Consider the following 14,497-nt stretch of genomic DNA (forward strand, 5'->3'; position numbering starts at 1 on the left):
TCAACCCGTCGCGCAACGCGGAGACAATCGGCAGCGCGCCACGATGGGGTGCTGCAAAACGATGGGGTAACATCCTTTGCGGATGTTGCTGACGGATGCGCCGAATGCTGCTGATAAGGAGGCAGCCACCCGTGACCGAGCCCAAGGACCAGCGGCCGGGTCGCCCCGCGCGGCTGGTCGTCCGCGGCATGACGTGCACCCACTGCGAGGTCACCGTGCGCCGCGCGCTGGAGGAGGCCGGGGCCCAGGGGGTCCACGCGGACTTCCGCCGCGGTGAGGCGCGCTTCACCCTGCCCGCGGACGTCGCCCCGGAATCCTTGCAGGAGGCCGTGCGCCGCGCAGGATACGAACCCGGCCCGCTGGATCTCCTCAACCCGGATGACCCCGCACCGGCCGCACCGGCCGGCACGGCCCCGACGCCGGCGCCCGCCACGCCGGCCTCCCCCGCCCCGGCAGCCGCGGCCGCGCCCGCCCCGGCCGTCATGCCGGTCCTCGGGGCGCTCCCGTCCACCCGGGGGGCCACCCGGGGCGCGGATGAATACGACCTGGGGATCGTCGGCTCGGGCGCCGCCGCCTTCGCCGCCGCCATCGAGGCCAGCCAGCGGGGCGCCCGGGTCGCGATGGTCGAACGGGGCGTGGTGGGCGGCACCTGCGTGAACGTCGGCTGCGTGCCGTCGAAGACGCTGCTGCGGGCGGCGGAGGTCCACTTCCGGGCGCGCCATCATCCCTTCGCCGGCCTGCAGACCCAGGCCGGGCCCGTCGACATGGGCCTTCTGGTCGGCCAGAAGAACGAGCTGGTGACGCGGCTGCGCCGGGAGAAGTACGAGCGGCTGGTGGATGAGTACGGGTTCGACCTGATCCGGGGCGAGGGCCGGTTCGTCGACGCCCACACCCTGGAGGTGGTCGAACCGGGTGACGGTTCCGCCGCCCCCGCCCGCGCCGCTGCCCCGACCCGCACCCTGCGGGCCCGCGCCTGGATCGTCGCCACCGGCGCCTCGCCGGCCGTCCCCGACATCCCCGGGCTGGAAGCGGTGGACTACCTCACCAGCACCACGGCGCTGGAGCTCCGCCGGGTCCCGGAGCACCTGGCGGTCATCGGTGCGGGTTACATCGCCCTGGAGCTGGGCCAGCTCTTCCGGCACCTGGGCAGCCGGGTCACCTTGATGCAGCGGAGCCCCCGGCTGCTCAAGGGGTATGACCCCGAGATCGCCGCGGCCGTGCACCAGATGCTGGACGAAGAGGGCATCGAGGTGCTGACCGGCGTCCGTTACGTCCGGGTCGAGGGCTCCCCCGGCGGGGCGCGGGTGGTGCTGGAGGTGGCGGGGGCGCGACGGGTCGTGGAGGCGGACGCCCTGCTGGTCGCCACGGGGCGGCAGCCCAACACCCGCTCCCTCCGGCTCGACCGGGCAGGGGTCGAACTCGGCCCCCGCGGCGAGATCCGCGTCGACGACCGCCTGCAGACGACGGCGCCGTCCATCTACGCCGCCGGGGACGTGACCTTGGGGCCCCAGTTCGTCTACGTGGCCGCCTACGAGGGGGCGCTGGCCGCCGTCAACGCCCTGGGTGCAGGCGACCGCCGGGTCGACCTTGGGGTAGTGCCCCGCGTCACCTTCACCACCCCGTCCATCGCCAGCGTCGGCATGACGGAGGAACAGGCCCGGGCGGCAGGCCATGCGGTCCGCACGTCGGTGCTGCCCCTGGAGGCGGTGCCCCGCGCCCTGGCCAACCGGGAGACCCGTGGGGTCATCAAGCTGGTCGCCGACGGCGGGTCGGGGCGGTTGCTCGGCGCCCACGTGGTGGCGGACCAGGCGGGCGAGGTGATCTACGAGGCCACCCTGGCCGTCAAGGCCGGTCTGACCATCCAGGACCTGCGGGAGACCCTGGCCCCCTACCTGACCATGGCCGAGGGGCTCAAGCTGGCCGCCCTCGCCTTCGACGTCGACGTGTCCCGGCTGTCGTGCTGCGCAGGCTAACCCCCGGGCCGGCGGGCCACCCCGAAGGCCTGGGGGCGGACGGGCCCGCCGGCCGGCAGTTCGAAGCGTTCCAGTTCCTCCAGGACGAACCCGGCCGCTGCGATCGCCTCCACCGTCCGGCGGTTCGGATGGCAGCCGGCGGCCACCAGGCGCCACACGGGGGTCCACCGGTCCTGCCGGCGGGCGGCCCGCTCCTCGCCGGCCCGGACGTGTTCCAGGAAGCGAAAGGTCCCGCCAGGCCGCAGCACCCGGAAGACCTCGCGCAGGGCCCGGTCGGGGTCCTGGACGCTGCAGAACACGTGGGTGGCCACCACCGTATCGAAGGATGCATCCGCAAAGGGCATGGCCTCCGCCGGGGCGGCGACCAGCTCCAGGGCGATGCCCAGCCGGCGGGCCCGGGCCGCGGCCCGCCGGCCCATGTGGGGGTCGGGCTCGAGCCCCACCAGGCGTTCCACCTGCGCCAGCCGGTAGAACGGCAGGTTGAGGCCCGTCCCGACCCCGACCTCCAGGACCTGGCCGGCCGCTCCGGCCACCACCCGGCGGCGCCACGGGTCGATCAACGGTGACGCGGGTCGCAGCACCAGATCGTAGAAGGCTGCAAAGATTGGATGGCCGGTCATCCCCATCGCCCCCGGGCGCCGCGGGTTCGCCCGCCGCGGGTTCGGGTTGGGGGCGGCGCTATTTCGCCGCCCCTGCGCCGTCCTTGACCGCCTGTCCATGATGGGCCTGGCAGAGGCGCACCATGTCGTCGAAGGACATGTTCATCATGCTCTGGTGCATCGCCTCCATGGCTGCAGGGTCCATCATGGCCTGGCCCATGGCCGGCATCGCCGCCGGCATGGCCGCCATCGTCGTACCGTGATGGGCCGCGTGGAGGTCCGTCACCCCGCCGGACGCCCCGCCGCCCGGCGGGGTGTTCCCGCTGGGGCCACCGGCGGCGAAGACCACGCCATACAGGCCCAGCACCAGCACGAGCCCGATCGCCACCCATCCGCCTTTGCGCAGCCAGCCTTTGCGCATCGTCCCCACCTCCCTCGGCGTCGTCCTGGCCTTCTCTGCGGCCTTCGCGGCAGCCAGGGGCGCGGCCTGCCCGCCGGCCGGTGTGGTCACCCCGTGCGCCGAACCGGTGCCACCCGCCCTGTACACCGGACCGATGCCGCCGCCCTTGGCCCGGGCCTCCTTCGGGGAGAGGCGCGCGAGCGCGGGCTCGCGGTCCCGCCCGTTTCCAACCTACCGTCCGGGCGTGAAGACGCCGTGAAGCGCTGAGGGAGAATCGGTGGAGATCGGGCGCCGCGCCTGCACAGTTTCTGCACAAAGCCTGCACACGGCCGCCACGGCCGGGCGGTACACTGGCGTTGGACGGGTGGAGGCAGGAGGTGCGGACCGCGGGTGCGTCCGAAGCCGCTGTTCCTCAGCCTGTGGGCCTTCGGCGCCGGGCTCAGCCTGCTGACCATCGTGATCCTGGGCTTCGTCTTCGTCCCCCTGGCGGGACAGGCGAGTCGCGGTGGCGAAGCGGCCCTGCGCGCCTTCATGGCCATCCTGGCCCTGGCCTCGGCCGGTGCCCTGTCGGTCGCCACCGGCCTGGCCTGGTTCGTCTCGCGGCGCCTGGCCCGGCCTCTGGAACGGTTGAGCGCCGTCGCCCGGACCATCGCCCGCCACCCGCGGGGCAGGATCCGGGGACGGGTCCCGGCCGCCTACCGGGAGGCGACGGACCTGGCCCGGGCCCTGGACGCGCTGGCGGACGAACTGGCCCGGGAAGAGGCCCAGCGGGAGGCGTTCCTGGCAGCCGTGGCCCACGAGTTGCGCACCCCGCTGACCTACCTCCAGGGCTACGCCCGGTCCCTTCTCGACGGCATGGTGACGCGGCCGGAGGATGTGCAGGACCATCTGGCCGTGATCCACCGGGAGGCGCGCCGGCTCGGGCGGATGGTGGCCGACCTCCTGGACCGGGAGGCCCTGGCCTCCGGGCAGGTGTCCCTGCGGGTGGGCCGGGTGGATCCGGCCGTCGTGGTGGCCGAGGCGGTGGAGGACGTGGCCCCCGCGGCGCGGGACCAAGGCATTCGCCTCGACGTGGAGGTGGCGCCGGGCGTACCGGCCATCACGGCCGACGGCGACCGGCTCCGCCAGGTCCTGTGGAACCTCCTGGACAACGCCCTGGCCCATACCCCGGCCGGCGGGCGGGTGTGGGTGGAGGTCCGGCCGCAGGGCGATGCCGTCGAGGTGACGGTTCACGATACCGGCTCCGGGTTCGACCCGGCCGAGGGCGCAAACCTCTGGCGCCCCTTCTACCGCCTCCCCGAGGCCCCCTCGGCCCGGGCCAGCAAGGGGCGGCGCGGTTACGGCCTCGGCCTGGCCATAGTGCGGCAGATCGTCGAAGCCCACGGCGGCACGGTCCACGCCGAGGGCCGGCCGGGGCAGGGAGCCTCGGTGGGATTCCGCCTGCCGGTGAACGGGGTCGCGAACCGGCAGGCCGCTGCCAGCCGGGAGCCGCAACGGCGAACCGCCGGGGCACCGGCCGGCTCTGCCCCGGGGTCGCAACGGCCGGACCCCCGGGCACCGGACGGCGCCGCCGGCCGGGACGCACCCGCTCCCGCCGGTGCCGCCCCGGCGGGGACGGCACCGGCCGCCGGGCGCGGGCCGGTTCGTCCGGCGCTGGAGGCCGCTCCGGCCCGCGTGGCGGAAGAAGGCGAAACCCTGGTCGCCGCCCTGCTGGTCGTTCTCGGGCTGCTGGCGCTGGGGGTGGCTGCCTGGCCCCCGATGATGACATCCTTGTCGGGCGGTGGCCCGGCTAGCCTGCTGGTCATCGCGGCGACCGGGGCCGTCAGCACCGTGATGTTCGCCGGGGTCGTCGCCCTCGTGTATCGAGGGTGGAAGGGAGGTCGGTCGTGATGATGATGCACCCGGGATGGAGCAACGGCTGGGGCATGTGGGCGATGTGGCTGGCGATGGTCGCCTTCTGGCTGGTCCCCCTGCTGGCCGCCGTCGGCATCTTCTGGCTGATCCTGCGGCGGGACCGGAGCCCCGCCGAGCGTTCCGCCGGCCTGCCGGAACTGGACGAGAACCGGCGGGCGCTGGCCATCTTGAAGGAGCGGTATGCCCGGGGCGAGATCAGCCGGGAGGAGTTCGAGCGGATCAAGGACGACATCCTGTCGTCCTGACGGCGGCTCATCCTCGGATCCTGTTGTCGGAACGGAGGCGACGGGCGATGGGGGAGCGCAGGAACCAGCCCGGTTCCATGGAGCCACCGCACCCGGAGCCCCCCGCGGGCGCCGATGCCCCCGCGGTGCTGGTGGTCGACGACGAGGCCGACATCCGCCGCCTGCTCCGCCTCTACCTCGAACGGGCCGGCTTCGCCGTGATCGAGGCGGGCGACGGGGCCTCCGCGCTGGCTGCCTTCGACGCCCTTGCCAGTCGGGGCCGGCCGGTGGCGGCGGTGGTCCTCGACCTCATGCTGCCCGGTGTGGACGGCTGGGAGGTCTGCGAGCGCCTGCGGGAACGGAGCCAGGTGCCCATCCTGATGCTGACGGCCCGGGGTGAGATCCACGAGCGGCTGCACGGCTTCGCCCTGGGTGCCGACGACTACGTCGTCAAGCCCTTCGATCCGCGGGAGGTGGTGGCGCGCCTCCGCGCCCTGGTCCGGCGGGCTTCGCCGGCGGCGCCGGGCGGCGGGCCGCCGGCGGGCGAGCCGCCCCTCCACGCTGGCCGCCTGACCATCGACCCGGCCGCCCGCACGGTGAGCGTGGACGGCCGGCCGGTCAGCCTCACCCGCAGCGAATTCGACCTGCTCCACACCCTGGCCCGGCACCGTGGCCAAACCCTGACCCGCCAGCAACTCCTGGACCATCTCCGGGGCGGGGACTACTTCGGCGACGAGCGGGTCATCGACAGCCATATCCGCAACCTGCGGGAGAAACTCGAGCCCTTCGGCCTCCGGCACCTCATCGCCACCGTCTGGGGCGTGGGATACCGGTTCGAGGGGTGATCCCGCCGGGGCGCCACCCGGTAAGGACGGTGGCGCCGCGCCGCCGGGATGCTGGCACCGCCCCCCTGCGAAGGTGGTGCCACACCACCGGGACGCTGGGACCGCCCCGCTGCGAAGGTGGCGCCAGGCCGCCGGGATGCCGGGACCGCCGCACTCCGCAGGCGGCGGCCGCACCGGGCGGGGCCACGGCACCCTGCCGGCGCCCGGCCGGCACCCTGGGGCACGACTACTCCCCCGGCCGGCCCGCCCCGTCCACCAGGGGCCGCAACCGGTGCCGCTGGAGCTTGCCGCTGGCCGTGCGAGGCAGGGGCTGGGTCGTGAACAGCACCCGCCGCGGGACCTTGTACCGCGCCAGCCGCTCGGCGCAGAACCGGAGCAGCGCCTCCTCCAGCGACGCCCTGCCGGCCGCCTCCCCCTGGTCCGGACCGGCCGTGCTGCCCCCGGTGGTGGCGGGCGACCGCAGCCGCACCACCGCCACCGGCACCTGCCCCCACTCCGGATCCGGCACGCCCACGACCCCCGCCTCCTCCACCGCCGGATGGGCCATCAGGACCGACTCGATCTCCGCCGGGTAGACGTTCTCGCCCCCAGAGATGATGAGGTCGTGGCGGCGGTCGGCCACGTAGAGGTAGCCCTCTTCGTCCACATAGCCCAGGTCGCCCGTGTGGAACCAGCCGTCCCGCCAGGCGCGGGCGGTGGCATCGGGGCGGTGGTGGTACCCCGGGCTGACCGTCGGTCCCTGGACGACGATCTCCCCCACCTGGCGCGGCGGCAGGTCGCGGCCGCGTTCGTCCACGATCCGCAGGCGGTTGAAGAACAGCGGCTTGCCCGCCGACCCCAGCTTGCGCAGGGCGTCGGCCGGCGCCAGGGTGGCGAACTGGGAGGCGGTCTCCGTCATCCCGTAGGTCTGCACCACGGGGATGCCGCGGGCGGCGCAGGCTTCCAAGAGCGGCCGCGGGGCCGGCCCGCCCCCCAGCAGCACGCAGCGCAGGTGGTCCGGATAGGGCCGGGGGCCGCGTTCGTCCAGCATGCGCTGCAGCATGGTGGCGACCACCGAGATCACGGTCACCCGGTCCCGCTCGATGGACCCGTTGACCGCCGCCGGGTCGAACCGCGGGTGCAGCACCATAGGGATCCCGTAGATCACCGACCGGAAGACGATGGACAGCCCGCTGACGTGGAAGAGGGGCACGCAGCAGAGCCAGCGGTCGTCCCGGTGCAGGCCCAGGTTGAGGGCCGACTGGACGGCGCTCCAGAAGTGGTTGCCGTAGGTCAGGACGGCGCCCTTGGGCCGGCCGGTGGTCCCCGAGGTGTAGATGATGCAGTGGGGCGCGGCGAGGTCGATGCCCCGGCCGGTTCCCGCCGGAGGCGCGGACCCCGGGACCCCTACCGACCCGGACGAACCGGCCTCCCCGGCGGCCGGGACGGCGCGTCCCTGGGGCGATGCCGCCGGCGGGGGCGGGAGCAGGTCGCCGGCCAGGTCCGCCAGGGCGAGCACGCGGGGAGGCTGGCCGGTGGGTGACGGCGAGCGGGCCGGTTGCCCGGTGGCCGGTTCGTCCGTCGCCATGGGCCCAACCGTTGCCATGGGCTCCGCCGTCGCCGCGGGCCCCGCCGTCGCCGCGGCTGCCCCCGCGGCAGTGGCCACCGCCGCGGCCGCCTCGCCATAGCCCCGGCCGGCGATGAGCCAGGCAGCGCCGCTGTCGGCCACCTGCCAGGCCAGCTCGGCCGGCGTCAGGCGCACGTTCAGCGGCACCAGCACGGCGCCCGCCCGGATCAGGGCGTGGATCAGCACCACGTACCCGGGCTCGTTGCCGGCCAGCACCGCGACCCGGTCGCCCGGCCCGATGCCGGCCGCCCGCAGCCGCTCGGCCAGCGCCGTCGCCGCGGCGTCCAGGGCCGCGAAGGTCCAGGGGTGCTCGCCATGGCTGGGAGCCGGATCGCCGGCGACCAGCAAGGCCAGCCCGCCGGGTTGCAGCTCCGCCTGCCGGTGAAGCCAGTCGGGCATCAGCAAGGTCCATGCCCAGGCATCCGGCGCCGCGGCCGTGCCCGGTCGACCTGGCACACCGTGCGCCGGCCGTCCGGTCTGATCGGGAAGGGGGGGTTGGGGCGTGGTCACCTTTCGACCTCCACCTGCCTCTTCGGCGTCATAGCCGGGCAGCTGTCACGGCCGCCCTGCGCACCACCACCATCATAGACGACCATCGCGGCGGCACGACGGCACTCCCCCGAACGATCCGGGCACCCGGTCCGATCCTCCGCCCCGATGATGTGGATGGGCGTGGTGGTGGGAGAGGGGTTGCCGGACTTCATGCGAATGTTCCGCGACAGGGGCTCGCGATTCCCCTCCCGGCGCGGGGTGGGGGGTGGACGGCCTCGATCCGGCTCCTTGGCCAATGGGAGGGCGGTCCGGTGCAGGTTGGGTTGAGCCGGATACGATGGGGCGGCGTGTGGAAAAACAAGGATTTCCTCAAGTTGTGGGCCGGCGAGACCGTTTCCCTGTTTGGCTCGCAGGTCACCACCCTTGCTCTGCCACTTACCGCCATCCAGTCGTTTGCTGCGACACCGGCTCAGATGGGCATCCTCTCCGCCGCGCGCTTCCTTCCCTTTCTGCTGCTAACCCTCGTCGCGGGGGTATGGGTCGATGTCTACCGGCGCCGCCCGATCCTCGTGGGGGCGAACATAGGACGCGCCTTCGTCCTGGCCCTGATTCCCCTGGGTGCCGTCATGGGGTGGCTTCGCATGTGGCACCTTTACGGGGTGGCCTTTGTGGTCGGGGCGCTGACGGTGCTCTTTGATCTGGCATACCAGTCGTACGTACCCAGCTTGGTTGAGCGGGAAGACCTAGTGGAGGCAAACAGCAAGCTACAGACGAGTGCTTCAGCCGCCGAGGTGGGCGGGCCCGCCCTCGGCGGCCTCCTTGTGGAGTGGCTGACCGCTCCGGTGGCGGTGGCCGCCGACGCGCTCTCCTTCCTGGTCTCGGCGGTACTGCTCGGTACCATTCGCCGGCGGGAGCCCCGGACGGACGCGCCTGCATGGCGAATGCCCTTGTTCCGCCAGATTGGGGAGGGCTTGCGAATCACCTTCAGCAACCCCTATCTGCGCAGCCTGGCGGGCGAGGCCGCCACATATAACTTCTTCGAAACGGCGATCCTCGCTCTCTTTACGCTCTATGCCACCCGGGAGTTGGGCCTCAGCCCCGCCCAACTGGGAACCGTAATGGGTACGGGCGCGGTCGGTACCCTTCTAGGCGCTCTGATGGCTGAGAGAGCGGCCCGAGGGCTCGGGCTTGGTCGAGCGATCCTGGCGTCGATGACCTTGGCCTGCGTCGCACCGCTGCTGATCCCCCTTGTCAGGGGTCCGCTGCCCGTCGTGATCGCCCTGCTGGTGGTCGCCTTTTTCGTCAATGGCATCGGGCTGGCCATGTCAAACGTGCATGTGGTCAGCCTGCGCCAGGCCGTGACGGCACCCCATCTGCTCGGTCGAATAAACGGGTCGTACCGGTTTTTCGTTTACGGAGCCATCCCACTGGGCTCGCTCTTCGGTGGCTTGCTGGGTGAACACCTGGGTGTGCGTTCGACCCTCTTGGTGGCCGCCGGCGGCTTGTGCGCCGCCCTCTTGTGGGTCGTGTCGTCACCCGTGCCGCGCTTGCGCCGTCTTCCCGAACAAGCCGGCCCAGCGTCCGGCTAGGATTGCGTCCGGCTGGGATCCAGGCGGCAGGCCCTTCGATCCTCTTCAGGTCGATCGGGCGTCGCCGCGGCCTCTCGTTGCCGGGACCCAGCGTCGTCGCGGCCCGCCGCCCGTCGCCGCGCAAGACAGGCCTTTTCCCGGTCGCCACCGAAATGGCATTCAGGGACACCAGGCCGTCGGCAAGGGAGGGAACCCCATGGCCCACACCATCCATTCCCGTCATGTCCACTACGGCTGGGACAACAGCCTCGAGCCCGTGGTGGAGGTCGAACCCGGCGAGACGGTGGAGTTCGAGGTGGTCGATGCGTCAGGCGGGCAGCTGAACCCCGGTTCGACCGCCGCCGATGTGGCGCGGCTCGACTTCGAGCGGGTCAACCCGGTCACCGGACCCGTGTTCATCAAGGGGGCCCGGCCGGGGGACGTGCTGGAGGTCGAGATCCTGGAGTTCGGGCCCGCCCGCTGGGGCTGGACGGCCATCATTCCCGGGTTTGGCCTGCTGGCTGACGAGTTCCCGGAGCCCTACCTGAAGATCTGGGACCTGTCGGCAAGCCAAGAGGCCGGCACGGGTGGGGCCGGAACCGCCGCCCGGGCCTGGTTCAACGAGCGCATCGCCGTGCCCCTCAACCCCTTCCCCGGCACCATCGGCGTCGCCCTGCCCGAGCCCGGGCGGCACAGCATCGTCCCGCCCCGGAAGAACGGCGGCAACATGGACATCCGGCATCTGACGGCCGGGACGCGCCTGCTGCTGCCGGTATGGGTGGAAGGCGCCCTCTTCTCCGTGGGGGACACCCACGCCGCCCAGGGGGACGGCGAGGTGTGCGGCACGGCCATCGAGGCGGCCATGCAGGTGGCCTGCCGCTTCCGCATCCGCCGCGACCTCGCCCTGGACGAACCGGCCTTCATCGTGCCGGGCCCGCTGGCCTCGGGCCAGGACCCGCGGGGCTACTTCGTGACCACCGGGATCAGCGACGACCTGATGGAGGCCACCCGCAAGGCCGTGCGGGCGATGATCCGCTACCTGGGCGAGACCTACCGGCTGGAACCCGCCGAGGCCTACGCCCTGGCCAGCGTGGCCGTCGACCTCAAGATCAGTGAGGTGGTCGACGCGCCCAACTGGGTGGTCTCGGCGTTCCTCCCCCAGTCCCTGTTCGTCCGCTGAGGAAGGGCAGGCGGCGGGACCCCGGCAGCGCCGGCACAGTGGCGCGGGGCGGTGCGGGCGGAACCTGCACCGCCTTTATGCTGAGCCCGCGACCCCACTTTCGACGCCGTCTGCAAACGCCAATGGGGTCAGTTGCCGGGCCGGCGGCATGGCGCGCAGATCCCGCATCACAATCCACAGCACCGCGATGGTGAACGGCGTGAGACACGTCAAGCCGAAGACGGTGCGGACGCTCGCCACCCCGGCAAGCAGGCCGCCCACCAGGGCCCCCAGGGGCATCGCCATGGTGCTGATGCTTTGGACCGCCGAACCGACCCGCCCGATGACGCTCACCGGCGTCAGCACCATGATGGCCGATCCGACGACCACATTCATCACGCCGACGGGCAGCCAGGCGATGCCAAACAGCGCCACCGCCGCCTGCGGGAGCCCCAGGATGAACCCGGCTGCCAGCGCCCCCGCCCACGCGACCGTGCTGACCACCATGCATCCGATCACCAGAACGCCCACATTCCATGCCGTGAGCAGGGGTGCGACAAGGGTCCCGGCCATGATCCCGGCGCTTTCGGCCGCGACCAGCAATCCGTAGTACTCCGCCCCTCCAAGCGCCTCTCCCACCCGGGGCAGGATCGGCAAGAGCATCCCGTTCAGCCCGTTGGCGACGACGGCCGTCAGCGCGATCTTACCGACCACCGTGCCGTGGACGAAGCGCAACCCTTGCACCAGATCGCGGGCGAAGCGTCGAACCGACCATCCGCCCGCCCGAACCCCGTTCACCCCACGGGCGACGGCGATCAGCCCGAACAAGGCTGCGGCCACCGCGAAGGTCGACACGTCGAACCACAACGAACCGGCGACGCCCACCGCCGCGATCATGACACCCGACAAGGCGTTGAAGATCAGGTCGGCCGTTTCGCTGGCGAACCCCATGACGGAGTTGGCATGAACCATTAGCGAATCGGGCACGATGATCCGCATCCACTTTCCGTAAGCGGGCCTCGCCGCTGTCGCCACCAGGTGGATGGCGAAGACCACCGGCAGCACGACCCAGAGGGACACGCCGTGCATGACCAGGGCCAGCAGGAGGATGACGAAGAGCCCCTGGACGACCTGGGATCCGATGACGACGGGCTTCACCGGGAGCCGGTCGACCAGGGGGCCGAAGATGAATTGAAACACCTGGGGAACCGTCACCAAGAACCCCGCCACGCCTGCCAGGACACCGGACGCATCGGCCTGGCTGACGTACCAAAGGGTGGCCACGAGATAGACGCTGTCACCGGCATTGGTGATCAAGCGGCCCAATGCCAGGAGCAAGAAGGCCTTGTTGGCAAATAACGCCCGATACAACCCGGTTCGTCCCTGCCTTCGCCGTGGCGCACGGGGCCTGACCCGGCTGTGCGGGATCCCCGCGAGCTGGTTTTCCTTCTTCTTCCTTCGCTTGATTTCCTTTTCCTTCACCCTCTTCCCTGCGCGAGCCCCTGTCTGTGCATCCTATCGGACGAACCGCCGGCTCGCCGGGCACCATGGCGGGCGCCGGCGCGAGGGAGGATCATCGCCATGCCGACCCTCTGGCCCTGGGTGATCACCTGGGCGTTGATCATCGCCAGCGGCATCGCCCTGTGGGCGTTCCTGCGCCGCGCCCACTACCAGCGCCACCGGCGGGACAAGATCTGACCGCCGGACCTGACCGGGACCGGGACCGGCGGCAGCCTGCGAAGCCCGCGGCCGCGCCGCGGCGTCAGCCGTGCGGCTGGCGTGGGGGGCGCGGCGGGCCGGTGTGACGGGCGCCCACGGGCCCCCGCGGGCCCCCGCGGGCTTACGGGCGCTCGCCCAGGACACGGGCGATCCAGCCGGTGATGATCACCGACAACGGGATCAACCCGAACACGACGATGAAGAGGCCGGCGACGTCGGTGACCGGGTGAACGGGGACGGGCAACCGCGTGACCAGGAAATCGAAGGCCTTCACCAGATCGCCAAAGATCATGGCCGCCAGCACCCAAAATACGACCCGCTGCTTCAAGGCATCATCCCCTCGCCCTTGGGGAAAAACACCCCCGGGTTGAGCACCCCCGCCGGGTCCAGGTGGGCCTTCAGGGCCCGCAAGGCGGCCACGTGGGCGGGGCCGTGTTCCTCCGCGAAGTAGGGCGCGAAGTCGCGGCCGGTGCCGTGGTGGTGGCTCAGGGTGCCGCCTCCGGCCAGGAACGCCTCCAGGCCCGCCCGCTGCACGTCCCGCCATGCCTCCCCCATCGCCTCCCGCGGCGGCTTGAGGATGAAGGTGAAATAGAGCGAGCAGCCGTCGGGGTAGGCATGGGTCACGCGGCAGAGCACCATGGCCACCGCCGACCACCGCTCCATGCGCCGGAACAGCGCTTCCCGCACCGCCTCCCGCAGGGCCGCCGCCCGGGACCACACCGTGGCCGTCTCGATGGTGTCGACCACCAGGCCGTGGTCGATCATCACGTCCCGCCAGTAGGGCTGCTGGACGAACCCCTCCCGCCAGGCCTGCACGCCAGACGGCGGCACCTCCCGCCCCCCGGCGGCGCGGCAAAGGTCGACCGCGGCCGCGTAGGCCGCCTCCACCGCCCCCTCGGCCTCCCGGTCCGTCACCTCGAAGCCCAAGTGCAGGAAGGCGCCGGGCTCCATCCCCGCCCGGCCCCAAAAGGCCACCATCGCCTCGTACTCGTCCAGCAGGCGCAACACCGGCGGGTAGATCCCGGCCTGGACGATCCGGCGCACCGCCTCCAGCCCCTCGGCGAAACCGGCGAAGCGGAACCCCGTGGCCAGCTTCCGGACGGGAGGAACCTGCAACCGCAGCACCGCCTCGGTGATCACGCCCAGGGCGCCCTCGGAGCCGATGAACCACGCCTTGCCGTCGGGGCCCGAGGCCGACTGGGGCACCTCCCGGGTCTCGACGTGCCCCCGGGGCGTCACCACCCGCAGGCTCTCCACCGCGGCGTCGATCTTCCCGTAGAGCGTGGCGAAGTGGCCGCCGGCGCGGGCGGCGATCCAGCCGCCCACGGTGGAGCAGGCGTAGGACTGGGGGTAGTGGCGGAAGGCCAGGCCCTCCCGGCGCAGGGTCTCTTCCTGGTCCGGCCCCAGGGTACCCGCCCGCACCCGGGCCCGCCGGCTCGTCCGGTCGACCTCCACGACCCCGGCGAGGTCGCGCAGGTCGACGCTGAGGACGCCCTGATAACCCGGGGGCACGTCGGGCTCGATGCCGCCCACCACCGAGCTGCCGCCGCCGGTGGGAATGAGGGCCACCCGCCGGGCCGCGGCGAACTCCAGCAGGCGCAGGAGGTCCGCTTCATCGGCGGGATAGGCGACGGCGTCGGGAAAGCGCAGGTTCGTCCCGGTGCGCAGGCGGATCAGGTCGCCGGTGCTCCGGCCCGCCGCGTGAAGGGCCCGCTCGTAGGGGGTTGCGACGATGCGGCCGTTGAAGCCGGAAAGGCCCGGCAGGCGGCCGCCCGGCTCGGGTGCCAGCCGCGGTTCGGGCAGCCGCAGGTGTTCCAGGGCCACCGGCGGCCGGTAGTCGTCCCCCCGCACCCCGGCCAGGACACCGGTGGTCTGCCGCCAGCGCTCGATGGCGGCGGGGCCGGGTTCTTCCCCGACGTAGCCCCACCCGTTCCAGTGCCGCACCTTCGCCGCCCCCATGGCCATGGGCCATCCCCTCCCCCGGGTCGTGACACCACA

Annotated in this window: 13 protein-coding genes; 7 read left to right on the plus strand and 6 right to left on the minus strand. The window is 72.5% G+C overall.

Annotated elements, in window-relative coordinates:
- Nucleotides 1-131 precede the first annotated feature (131 nt).
- Nucleotides 132-1,973 (plus strand): mercury(II) reductase, encoded by a 1,842-nt coding sequence (merA, locus tag ACYQ02_RS06825; protein ID WP_460039688.1) that lies wholly within the window; start codon nt 132-134, stop codon nt 1,971-1,973.
- On the opposite strand, the gene ACYQ02_RS06830 is transcribed toward merA, so the two are convergent.
- Entirely contained in the window at nt 1,970-2,593 is a 624-nt protein-coding gene (locus ACYQ02_RS06830) for a class I SAM-dependent methyltransferase (protein ID WP_460039689.1), read from the minus strand. The genes merA and ACYQ02_RS06830 overlap by 4 nt on opposite strands.
- Nucleotides 2,594-2,651: 58 nt before the next feature.
- Nucleotides 2,652-2,993: a hypothetical protein gene (locus tag ACYQ02_RS06835; protein ID WP_460039690.1), complete on the minus strand. Its 342-nt coding sequence runs from the start codon at nt 2,991-2,993 to the stop codon at nt 2,652-2,654.
- 369 nt (nt 2,994-3,362) lie between these two features.
- Between ACYQ02_RS06835 and ACYQ02_RS06840 the strand changes: the two genes are divergently transcribed.
- Genes ACYQ02_RS06840 through ACYQ02_RS06850 form a run of 3 tightly spaced genes read left to right on the plus strand, consistent with a single transcriptional unit; the run spans nt 3,363 to nt 5,955 of the window.
- A complete protein-coding gene (locus ACYQ02_RS06840) occupies nt 3,363-4,862 on the plus strand; it encodes a sensor histidine kinase (protein WP_460039691.1) in 1,500 nt (499 codons plus the stop codon).
- Nucleotides 4,862-5,131, plus strand: coding sequence for an SHOCT domain-containing protein (locus tag ACYQ02_RS06845; protein WP_460039774.1), 270 nt, complete (start codon nt 4,862-4,864; stop codon nt 5,129-5,131). The genes ACYQ02_RS06840 and ACYQ02_RS06845 overlap by 1 nt, the downstream gene beginning before the upstream one ends.
- Before the next feature lie 47 nt (nt 5,132-5,178).
- Nucleotides 5,179-5,955: a response regulator transcription factor gene (locus ACYQ02_RS06850; RefSeq protein WP_460039692.1), complete on the plus strand. Its 777-nt coding sequence runs from the start codon at nt 5,179-5,181 to the stop codon at nt 5,953-5,955.
- A 226-nt stretch (nt 5,956-6,181) separates the two neighbouring features.
- Here ACYQ02_RS06850 and menE read toward each other — a convergent pair whose 3' ends face one another.
- Complete coding sequence (gene menE, locus ACYQ02_RS06855) at nt 6,182-8,017, minus strand: o-succinylbenzoate--CoA ligase (protein WP_460039693.1); 1,836 nt, start codon at nt 8,015-8,017, stop codon at nt 6,182-6,184.
- Between the two features lie 347 nt (nt 8,018-8,364).
- Between menE and ACYQ02_RS06860 the strand changes: the two genes are divergently transcribed.
- On the plus strand, nt 8,365-9,642 hold the full coding sequence (locus ACYQ02_RS06860; RefSeq protein ID WP_460039694.1) for an MFS transporter: 1,278 nt from the start codon (nt 8,365-8,367) through the stop codon (nt 9,640-9,642).
- 196 nt (nt 9,643-9,838) lie between these two features.
- Complete coding sequence (locus ACYQ02_RS06865; RefSeq protein ID WP_460039695.1) at nt 9,839-10,801, plus strand: acetamidase/formamidase family protein; 963 nt, start codon at nt 9,839-9,841, stop codon at nt 10,799-10,801.
- A 75-nt stretch (nt 10,802-10,876) separates the two neighbouring features.
- Here the strand turns inward: ACYQ02_RS06865 and ACYQ02_RS06870 are convergent, their stop codons facing one another.
- Nucleotides 10,877-12,262, minus strand: coding sequence for an MFS transporter (locus ACYQ02_RS06870; RefSeq protein WP_460039696.1), 1,386 nt, complete (start codon nt 12,260-12,262; stop codon nt 10,877-10,879).
- A gap of 99 nt (nt 12,263-12,361) precedes the next feature.
- Between ACYQ02_RS06870 and ACYQ02_RS06875 the strand changes: the two genes are divergently transcribed.
- Nucleotides 12,362-12,478: a histidine kinase gene (locus ACYQ02_RS06875; protein WP_460039697.1), complete on the plus strand. Its 117-nt coding sequence runs from the start codon at nt 12,362-12,364 to the stop codon at nt 12,476-12,478.
- A gap of 142 nt (nt 12,479-12,620) precedes the next feature.
- Here ACYQ02_RS06875 and ACYQ02_RS06880 read toward each other — a convergent pair whose 3' ends face one another.
- On the minus strand, nt 12,621-12,827 hold the full coding sequence (locus tag ACYQ02_RS06880) for a hypothetical protein (RefSeq protein ID WP_460039698.1): 207 nt from the start codon (nt 12,825-12,827) through the stop codon (nt 12,621-12,623).
- Nucleotides 12,824-14,464 (minus strand): FAD-binding oxidoreductase, encoded by a 1,641-nt coding sequence (locus ACYQ02_RS06885; RefSeq protein WP_460039699.1) that lies wholly within the window; start codon nt 14,462-14,464, stop codon nt 12,824-12,826. Before ACYQ02_RS06885 ends, ACYQ02_RS06880 begins: the two co-directional genes overlap by 4 nt.
- Nucleotides 14,465-14,497 lie beyond the last annotated feature (33 nt).

This window comes from Thermaerobacter litoralis, from assembly GCF_054654595.1.

Excerpts from the sequence above, each read along its gene's own strand:
- ACYQ02_RS06845 (WP_460039774.1), top strand. The coding sequence starts at position 4,862 with ATGATGATGCACCCGGGATGGAGCAACGGCTGGGGCATGTGGGCGATG.
- ACYQ02_RS06885 (WP_460039699.1), bottom strand. The coding sequence starts at position 14,464 with ATGGCCATGGGGGCGGCGAAGGTGCGGCACTGGAACGGGTGGGGCTAC.
- ACYQ02_RS06850 (WP_460039692.1), top strand. The coding sequence starts at position 5,179 with ATGGGGGAGCGCAGGAACCAGCCCGGTTCCATGGAGCCACCGCACCCG.
- ACYQ02_RS06830 (WP_460039689.1), bottom strand. The coding sequence starts at position 2,593 with ATGACCGGCCATCCAATCTTTGCAGCCTTCTACGATCTGGTGCTGCGA.
- ACYQ02_RS06865 (WP_460039695.1), top strand. The coding sequence starts at position 9,839 with ATGGCCCACACCATCCATTCCCGTCATGTCCACTACGGCTGGGACAAC.
- ACYQ02_RS06875 (WP_460039697.1), top strand. The coding sequence starts at position 12,362 with ATGCCGACCCTCTGGCCCTGGGTGATCACCTGGGCGTTGATCATCGCC.
- ACYQ02_RS06835 (WP_460039690.1), bottom strand. The coding sequence starts at position 2,993 with ATGCGCAAAGGCTGGCTGCGCAAAGGCGGATGGGTGGCGATCGGGCTC.